The 8,664-nt window shown below is 74.2% G+C and carries 9 protein-coding genes; 6 read left to right on the top strand and 3 right to left on the bottom strand.

What is annotated here, in order from left to right; all coding sequences use genetic code 11:
* Together ACMA1D_RS30215 and ACMA1D_RS30210 are read right to left on the bottom strand one after the other, a co-directional pair.
* A partial coding sequence (locus tag ACMA1D_RS30215) for a hypothetical protein (RefSeq protein WP_414727175.1) occupies nt 1–790 on the bottom strand: 790 nt, incomplete at its 3' end.
* A gap of 155 nt (nt 791–945) precedes the next feature.
* Entirely contained in the window at nt 946–1,479 is a 534-nt protein-coding gene (locus ACMA1D_RS30210) for an ArsI/CadI family heavy metal resistance metalloenzyme (RefSeq protein ID WP_414727174.1), read from the bottom strand.
* Between the two features lie 101 nt (nt 1,480–1,580).
* Here ACMA1D_RS30210 and ACMA1D_RS30205 point away from each other — a divergent pair, with 101 nt between their 5' ends.
* From ACMA1D_RS30205 to ACMA1D_RS30195, 3 genes are read left to right on the top strand one after another with little or no spacing between them, the layout of a single operon-like run.
* Nucleotides 1,581–2,081 carry an ArsR/SmtB family transcription factor gene (locus ACMA1D_RS30205; RefSeq protein WP_414727173.1) on the top strand — a complete coding sequence of 167 codons (501 nt, stop codon included), beginning with the start codon at nt 1,581–1,583 and terminating at the stop codon, nt 2,079–2,081.
* A complete protein-coding gene (gene arsB / locus ACMA1D_RS30200; protein WP_414727172.1) occupies nt 2,078–3,166 on the top strand; it encodes an ACR3 family arsenite efflux transporter in 1,089 nt (362 codons plus the stop codon). Before ACMA1D_RS30205 ends, arsB begins: the two co-directional genes overlap by 4 nt.
* A gap of 59 nt (nt 3,167–3,225) precedes the next feature.
* Nucleotides 3,226–3,636: an arsenate reductase ArsC gene (locus ACMA1D_RS30195; RefSeq protein WP_414727171.1), complete on the top strand. Its 411-nt coding sequence runs from the start codon at nt 3,226–3,228 to the stop codon at nt 3,634–3,636.
* Between the two features lie 116 nt (nt 3,637–3,752).
* Here the strand turns inward: ACMA1D_RS30195 and ACMA1D_RS30190 are convergent, their stop codons facing one another.
* Nucleotides 3,753–5,072, bottom strand: coding sequence for an SGNH/GDSL hydrolase family protein (locus ACMA1D_RS30190; protein ID WP_414727170.1), 1,320 nt, complete (start codon nt 5,070–5,072; stop codon nt 3,753–3,755).
* Nucleotides 5,073–5,494: 422 nt separating this feature from the next.
* Between ACMA1D_RS30190 and ACMA1D_RS30185 the strand changes: the two genes are divergently transcribed.
* The 3 genes from ACMA1D_RS30185 (at nt 5,495) to ACMA1D_RS30175 (ending at nt 8,643) form a co-directional block, all read left to right on the top strand.
* Nucleotides 5,495–7,012 (top strand): DUF445 domain-containing protein, encoded by a 1,518-nt coding sequence (locus tag ACMA1D_RS30185; RefSeq protein ID WP_414727169.1) that lies wholly within the window; start codon nt 5,495–5,497, stop codon nt 7,010–7,012.
* A gap of 224 nt (nt 7,013–7,236) precedes the next feature.
* Nucleotides 7,237–7,779 carry a DapH/DapD/GlmU-related protein gene (locus ACMA1D_RS30180; protein WP_414727168.1) on the top strand — a complete coding sequence of 181 codons (543 nt, stop codon included), beginning with the start codon at nt 7,237–7,239 and terminating at the stop codon, nt 7,777–7,779.
* Between the two features lie 84 nt (nt 7,780–7,863).
* Complete coding sequence (locus tag ACMA1D_RS30175) at nt 7,864–8,643, top strand: HAD-IIA family hydrolase (protein WP_349992317.1); 780 nt, start codon at nt 7,864–7,866, stop codon at nt 8,641–8,643.
* Nucleotides 8,644–8,664 lie beyond the last annotated feature (21 nt).

Raw genomic sequence — 8,664 nt, 5'->3', positions numbered from 1 at the left:
CGCCGAGGGTGAGCGCGGTGCCGCCGGCCAGCGCGAGCCCGTACGCCTCGACGCCGCCGAGCCCGCGCCGCGGGGCCGCCCGCTCGCCCTGCTCGCCTCGCTCGCCCCGCGCAGCCCGCTCGCCCTGCGTGTCCTGTTCGCCCCGCGCGTCAGCACGGGCATCGGTGCTGGCCCCGATGTCGTCGGCGCGGCCCCGGCCGTCGGCCGCCGCGTCCCGCTCCCGCTCCGCCGCCGCGCGCCGCTCGTCCGCGGTGCCACCGCCGCCGGCGCGTACCGGTGCGATCGGCGAGCGGACCGGCCGGGGGTGCGCAGCGGGCGGTACGGGCTCCGCGTCCCGGGCCGGCCGGTCGGCGCTGCCCTCGCGCGCGGCGTCGCCCTCCTGCTCGGCGCTGCCCTCCCGGCCGGTGCTCTCCTCGCGCTCGGCCGCGGTCACGCGTACCCGCGCGGCGGCCACCCGCTCGGTGCCGTCGCAGCGCACGGCGAGGTCGTACGTACCGGCGCCCGCTCCGGCCCTGATCAGCGCATCGCCGCGGAGGCCACCGCCGACCCGGCCCGCAGGGACGAGCGCCGCATCGCGGGCGAAGGCGGCGGACGCGGCCGTGCCCGCCGCCGCGTCGCACCCCCAGACCCGCAGCTCCACCGGCTCATCGGGGTGCGCGGCGACCGGGCTGACGGAGAGTCGGCCGACGGGCCGCGGCGGCTCACCCGAAGACCCGTCGGCCGGCGCGGCGAGCGCCGCGAGCCCGGCGACCAGCACCACCGCACCCACCGGACGCGAGACGAAGCGCATGAAGGAACCTCCTGGTCCTCCCAGGGTTCGCCGGCCCCGACGGGTCCGCATCCGCTCGGGGTGCGGGTTGGCCCGTTCGGGGGTGAGCACCGCACCCCGGGGCCGCCGGGCACCCACAGGTCAGCCCCCGCCGCACACCACCGCCCCGCCCACGGTCAGGTCCCGCAGCACCGCGCGGCGTCGCCGCCCGCGTCCGCGGCCCGGGGCTGCGCCGGCCGCGCGGCATCCGCATCCGCGTCCGCTTCCACATCCGCATCTGCATCTGCATCGACATCGGCGCCCGCGTCCGCATCCGCGCCCACCGCGCTGGCCCCCAGCACCTCGGCGTCGGCCTTGACCACGTACACCTCCCACGGTTCGCCGCCGGGGCCGTGCACCCAGACCTTGTCCTGGACCGCGTAGCAACAGGCGGTGTCGGTCTCTTCCGTGGTGGTGAGTTCGGCGGCGCGCAGGCGGTCGCCGGCCGCGGTGACCTCGGCCGCGGCGCCGACCTCCACGCCCAGGTGGTCCAGCCGGGTGTGCTGGCCGGGCTCGCCCTCCAGGAGGACGAGCTTCAGCGGCGGTTCGGCGATGGCGAAGTTGGCGTACCCCTCGCGGCGCTTGCTCGGCCCGGTGTTGAACAGCTTGCTGTAGAAGGCGATGGACGCCTCCAAGTCGCTGACGCGCAGGGCCAGTTGAACGCGGGACATGGCGCACCTCCAAGGGCCGGCCAACGGGGGCCGGCCGCTCCTGATTCGAAGTTCTTCAATGCAAGGTTGTGTCCTGGATCGATGAATGTCAACATAGAAGAATGTCGAATCAAGGTCTTACGGTGCTCGGCCAGGCCGGCACGCTGGACGGGTGCTGCCCCGGCCTCCTGGCGGCGCCGATCGAGGCGGACCAGGCCGCGGAGCTCGCGAAGGTGTTCCGGGCGCTGGGTGATCCGGTGCGGTTGCGGCTGCTGTCGATGATCGCCTCGCGGGCCGGGGGCGAGGTGTGCGTCTGTGACCTCACGCCCGCGTTCGACCTGTCCCAGCCGACCATCTCGCACCACCTCAAGCTGCTCCGCCAGGCGGGCCTGATCGACTGCGAGCGGCGCGGCACCTGGGTGTACTACTGGCTGCTGCCGGAGACCACCGACCGGCTGGCCGGCATCCTGACCCGCCCGACCGGCGCACCCGTGCCGGACCGGGCCGCGCAGGGGTGCTGCGGTCCGGCCGGCGCCGCGCCGGCGGGCACCGCAGGCGCCGCCGCACCTGCCGCCGCGAAGGCCGCAGGCGCCACCGCCGGCCCCGAGCGGGGTCGGGCATGAGCGCGCCCGCACCCGGCGTCGCGGGCCGACTGTCGTTCCTCGACCGGTACCTGGCCGTGTGGATCATCGTCGCGATGGCGGCCGGGCTCGGGCTCGGCCGGCTGGTGCCGGGGCTCGGGGACGCGCTGGCCGCGGTCACGGTCACCGGGGTCTCACTGCCCATCGCCCTCGGCCTGCTGGTGATGATGTACCCGGTGCTGGCCAAGGTCCGCTACGACCGGCTGCACACCGTCACCCGCGACCGCCGGCTGCTGCTGCCGTCGCTGGTGCTGAACTGGCTGGTCGGGCCGGCCGTCATGTTCGTACTGGCCTGGGCGTTCCTGCCGGACCTGGACGAGTACCGGACCGGGCTGATCATCGTGGGGCTGGCCCGCTGCATCGCCATGGTGATCATCTGGAACGACCTGGCGGGCGGCGACCGGGAGGCAGCCGCCGTGCTGGTCGCCCTGAACTCCGTCTTCCAGGTGCTGGCGTTCAGCCTGCTCGGCTGGTTCTACCTGTCGGCGCTGCCCGGCTGGCTCGGCTGGGAGCAGGCCGGGCTCTCCGTCTCGGTGTGGGAGATCGCCCGCAGCGTGCTGATCTTCCTGGGCATCCCGCTGCTGGCCGGGTTCCTCACCCGCCGACTGGGCGAGCGGGCCAGGGGCCGTGCCTGGTACGAACGCGAACTCGTGCCGCGGATCGGCCCGTTCGCGCTGTGGGGGTTGCTCTTCACGATCGTCGTGCTGTTCGCCCTCCAGGGCGACGCGATCACCTCGCACCCGCTGGACGTGGTGCGGATCGCGGTGCCGCTGCTGGTGTACTTCGCCGTGCTGTGGGCCGGTTCGATGGCGCTCGGCAAGGCCGTCGGCCTGGACTATCCGCGGGCCACGACACTGGCGTTCACCGCCGCCGGCAACAACTTCGAACTGGCCATCGCCGTCGCCATCGCCACCTTCGGCGCCTCGTCCGGCCAGGCCCTGGCGGGCGTCGTCGGCCCGCTGATCGAGGTGCCGGTGCTGATCGGCCTGGTGTACGTGGCGCTGTGGGCGCGGCGGTTCTACGCCGCCCCCGCCCCCGTACCGCAAGGAGAGCCCAGCCGTGCCTGAGCCGCACCGCGGGGCGAGGCCGGCCCCGCTTGGCGCCGTACCGAAGAGAGAGACCAACCGTGCCTGATGCCCCCGCCGCCCCGCCGTCCGTCCTCTTCGTCTGCGTGCACAACGCCGGGCGGTCCCAGATGGCCGCCGCCTTCCTCACCCACTTGGCCGACGGCCGGGCCCGGGCCGCGTCGGCCGGCTCGGCCCCCGCGGCCACGGTCAACCCCACGGTCGTACGGGCCATGGCCGAAGTCGGAATCGACCTCTCCACCGCGACACCGAAGGCCCTGACGCCCGCGGCCGTACGCGACTGCGACCTGGTGGTCACCATGGGCTGCGGCGACGCCTGCCCCGTCGTCCCCGGTCGCCGCTACCTCGACTGGGCCCTGCCCGACCCCGCCGGCCAGGGCATCGAGGCGGTGCGCCCCATCCGCGACGAGATCGAACGGCGGGTGCGGGAACTGATCGCCGAGCTCGGCTGAGCCGGGGGCGGGGGGTGGCGATCGGCCTTCACATCCGCAGCGAACGCGGCCCGGGCGGCGGAGCCCCACCGCCCGCCCACCCGGGCCACCCGGTCATCCCTCGCCGCCCGCCAGGGCTAGAGCTCGGCCGCCACCCGTCCTTGCAGGTGGTCCAGGTCCAGCGCCTGTGCCATGGCCCGGTAGCCCTCGTCGCTGGGGTGCAGGTGGTCGCCCGAGTCGTAGCGGGGCAGTAGGCGGAGGTGGTTGGCGGGGTCGCGGAGGGCCGCGTCGAAGTCGACGACCTCGTCGAAGACCTCGCCCGACCTGATCTGCTCGTTGACCGCCTCGCGGACCGCGTTCAGTTCGGGCGTGAAGCCGCGGTGCCCGTAGAACGGCATGAGCGTGGCGCCGACGACGCGCAGCCCGCGGGTGTGTGCCTGCTCCACGAGTTGCCGCAGGCCGCCGGTGATGCGGTCCGGGTTGGTCTCGTGGGGGTTGCGCAGGATGTCGTTGACGCCCAGCTCGATGACGACCGCCCGGACCCCGGTCTGCGCCAGCACGTCCCGGTCGAAGCGGGACAGGCCGCTCGGGTTGTTCGGCGGGGTGAGGTTGCCGTCGGTCAGCACGCGGTTGCCGCTGATGCCCTGGTTGAGGACGCCGAGCCGGGGCGCGTCGCGTTCGGTGCGCAGCCGCTGGGCGAGGAAGTCGGGCCAGCGGTGGTTGGCGCCCGTGGTGGAGGTGCTGCCGTCGGTGATCGAGTCACCGAGCGCCACGACCGAACCGGTGGCCCGGCCCGTCCACACGTCCACGCCGGTCAGGTAGCGCCAGTACGGGCTCTGCTGGGTGAACGCCAGCCCGGCGGTGTCCTCGGCGTGGTCGCCCTGCGCCGCGTACGAGATCTGCCGGGCGTGCGGGTGGTAGGTGACGGCGCCGGACGGGGTGGGCGAGTACGTGGTGACCAGCAGGTCGCTGGCGTCCGGGACGCGCAGCCCGGTCGGGTCGCTGAACACGTGCCGGCCGGCCGGGATGGTCACCGAAGGCCGCTTGTCGAAGAAGAGCCGCCGCATGGTGCCGCCGGCCGCGTTCGGGTCGTTGGGCGCGGCGGCCAGCGCCACCGAGGCGTGGCTGATGGTGAGCGGCCGGTTCCCGTACAGGTTGGAGAGTTGGATGCGCACCCGCTCGCCGCCGACGCTGATGCGGACCACGTTGCGGATCGACACCTTGGGGAAGCCGTTCGGCCGCTGGGGCTCGGCGGCGGCCGGCGAGGTGGACCAGGTGCCCACCCAGGTGCCGGCGGAGGCCGGTGCGGCCTCGTTGCCGTGCCCGCTGGTGGGTGCCGCGGTGCCGTCGCTCTTGCCGACGCCGACGAATATCGCGGCGGAGACGAGGATCACCACGGCCGCCAGCGCAGCAAGCACGGCGTAGGCCGAATGCCTGGGCGGGGGACTCACGGTCATGTGCGGGGCTCTCCTGAACTCGGCGGAGTCGATGACCCCGCGGTGCGGCGGTGGGCGGGCGCGGTGCCCCCGCACTGCGGCGGTGGGCGGGCGCGGCGCGGCGAACGCGGCCGGCGAGGCTTCCCATGATCCCACGGGGTGGGTGACGCCCGCCCGCCGGACGGGGGAGCGGGCGGGGTGGGCGCGGGCGGGGTGCGCCCGGGGCGGCGGGGCCCGTGCCCCACGGCCCTGTGCCCCGGGCGCCCGCCGGCGCCGGCCCTGGGCTTCCCGCGGCCCTGGCCCTCCCCCGACCCGCCCCCTACGGGCTGATTCAGGGCCCAGGACGCCGCGCCCGGGCTGCCGCCGGGAACCTCCCGTTCGTTACGGAAGGGGGCCCAGGCCCGACAATGGCCCGGGGGGACGGCGCGATCTTGGTGGAGTGAATGGAACGGACGTACGGGGACACTGACGGCGCGGCACGGACGGGCACGGACGGTACGGGCGGCGGTCTGGGCGGCGGTACGGGCGCTGGCCCGGGTGCTGGCGCGGGCGACGGTGCGGGCGCCGGAGGCCGCGGCGGCGACGGCCCGGGCGCGGGCGGCGGCGCGGCAGGTCCCCCGGGCGACGGCGCCGCAGGCCGCGGCAGCCACGGCCGGGGCCCCCGCACGGGCGGGCCCCCCACCGGCGGCCCCTTCGCCGGCCCCGGCGCCTTCAGCGCCGCCGACCAGGAGAAGCAGCGCGCCGTACGCCGGATGAAGGCCCTGGCCACCGGCCTGCTGCTGGCCGTTGCCGTGGTGTACGTACTGGCCAAGTGGGCGCAGTCGGCCGGGCTCGGCGGCTGGGCCGGCTACGTGGCGGCGGCGGCCGAGGCCGGCATGGTGGGTGCGCTCGCCGACTGGTTCGCGGTCACCGCGCTCTTCCGCCACCCGCTGGGGCTGCCGATCCCGCACACCGCGATCATCCCGACCAAGAAGGACCAACTGGGCCAGAGCCTGGGCGAGTTCGTGGGCGAGAACTTCCTCGCCGGCGACGTCGTACGGCAGCGGCTGCGCGCCGTCGGCATCGGCAGCCGCCTCGGCGCCTGGCTGGCCGAGCCGGACCACGTGGACCGGGTCACCGCGGAACTGGCCACCGCCGTGCGCGGCGCGCTGACCGTACTGCGCGACTCGGACGTACAGGCCGTGGTCGGCGAGGCCATAACGCGCCGGGCGGACGCGCAGGAGATCGCGCCGGGCCTCGGCACCATGCTGGAGAAGGTCGTCACGGACGGTGGCCACCGCCGGGTGGTGGACCTGGTGTGCGTACGGGCCCACGACTGGCTGGTGCAGCACAGCGACTCGGTGATGGAGGCGGTGACCGGCGGCGCCCCCGGCTGGACCCCGCGGTTCGTGGACCGCAAGGTGGGCGACCGGGTCTACCGCGAACTGCTGCGCTTCGTCACCGAGATGCGCGACATGACCGACCACCCGGCGCGTGGCGCGGTCGACCGCTTCCTGGCCGACTTCGCCCGCGACCTCCAGTCCGACCCGGACACCAGGGCCCGGGTGGAACGCCTCAAGAGCGAGGTGCTCGGCCGCGGCGAGGTGCAGGACCTGATCGCCTCGGCCTGGGGCTCGGTCCGCTCGATGATCGTCGCCGCGGCCGACGACGAACGCAGCGAACTCCGTCTCCGCGCCCGCGCGGCCATCCTCTCCCTGGGCACCCGCATGGCCACCGACCCGGCCCTGCAACGCAAGGTGGACGGCTGGCTGGAGGACGCGGCGGTGTACGTGGTCACCACCTACCGCCGCGAGATCACGTCCCTGATCACCGACACGGTTGCCGGCTGGGACGCCGAACACACCTCCCGCAAGATCGAGGCCCACATCGGCCGCGACCTCCAGTTCATCCGCATCAACGGCACGGTGGTGGGGGCGTTGGCGGGGTTGTTGATCTATACGGTGACGCGGGTGGTGAGTTGAGGCTCGGTGAGTCGAGGCCCGGGGCGAGTCGAGGCCCAACGGTGAGTCGAGGCCCAACGGGGAGTTGAGGGGCCCGGGGCGCGGGGCCGCGCGCCGGGCGGCGCGCCTAAGGTGTCGGCTGGACGGCGCGGCCGGGGTGGCGCGCGGCCGGGGCGATGTGGTCCGCCGTGCCCTCCCGGCGCGCGGCCCGCCAGCACCGAACCGCCGACCGGGAGGACCACCCCATGCCCAGCCAGCGCCTCATGCGCATCCACAGTCCCGAGTTCCAGGCCATGGCCGACCGGGTGCTTGAGGTCAGCGCGCTCACCTCGCGGCTGAACTGCCTGCCCTTCGACGACGAGGCGGGCAAGGCGGAGTTGTTGACGCAGATCCTGGGCCGGCCGCTGCCGGCGCGGGCGACGATCTACCCGCCGTTCTTCACCGACCACGGGCTCCGGCTGGAACTCGGTGAGCGGGTGTTCATCAACCAGAACTGCACGTTCCTGGACTACGCCGGCATCCGCATCGGCGCGCGCACGATGATCGGCCCGAAGGCCACCTTCATCACCAGCGGCCACCCGGTCGACCCGGAGGAGCGGCGGCACTACCTCACCGGGGCGCCGATCGACGTGGCCGAGAACGTGTGGATCGGCGCCGGAGCCACCATCCTGCCGGGGGTGAGCATCGGGCGGGACGCGGTGGTGGCGGCCGGTGCGGTGGTGGCCGCCGACGTGCCGGCCGCGAGCCTGGTCACCGGGGCCAAGGCGGACGTGCTGCGACGGTGGTGATCACGCCGGCGCTGGTTACGCTGGGGGCGCCGGCACAGCGCCGTTCCGGCGTCCCAGAAAGCTCGTGTGTAACAGGAGACCGGCATGGCAGAGCGCAAGCCCATCGAGTCATGGCTCACCGACATGGACGGCGTGCTGATGCACGAAGGCATCCCGGTGCCGGGCGCCGACGCGTTCATCAAGAAGCTGCGCGACTCGGCCAAGCCGTTCCTCGTACTGACCAACAACTCCATCTACACCGCCCGTGACCTGCACGCACGGCTGGCCCGGATGGGGCTTGAGGTGCCGGCCGAGAACATCTGGACCTCGGCGCTGGCGACCGCGAAGTTCCTGGACGACCAGCACCCGGGCGGCTCCGCGTACGTCATCGGCGAGGCGGGGCTGACGACGGCGCTGCACGACGTGGGCTACGTGCTCACCGACACCGAGCCCGACTTCGTGATCCTCGGTGAGACGCGTACGTACTCCTTCGAGGCGATGACGAAGGCCGTCCGGCTGATCAACGACGGGGCGCGGTTCATCGCGACCAACCCGGACGAGACGGGCCCGTCCGCCGAGGGCGCGCTGCCCGCGACGGGCGCCGTGGCCGCCCTCATCACCAAGGCCACCGGCAAGGAGCCCTACTTCGTGGGCAAGCCGAACCCGCTGATGATGCGCACGGGCCTGAACACGATCGGCGCCCACTCCAAGACCAGCGCCATGATCGGCGACCGGATGGACACGGACGTCCTGGCCGGCCTCGAAGCGGGCATGGAAACCTTCCTCGTCCTGACGGGCCTGACCCAGGTGGAGGACCTCGGCAAGTTCCCGTACCGGCCCACGCACGTCAAGGACTCGATCGCGGATCTGGTGGAGCTGATTTAGCGGGTCAGGCCGGGGCGCGAC

Source organism: Streptomyces sp. 796.1 (assembly GCF_047525675.1).
Lineage (GTDB): Bacteria > Actinomycetota > Actinomycetes > Streptomycetales > Streptomycetaceae > Streptomyces.
The sequence above is the reverse complement of the archived record's forward strand: the minus strand, read 5'-3'. Positions and strand labels throughout refer to the sequence as shown.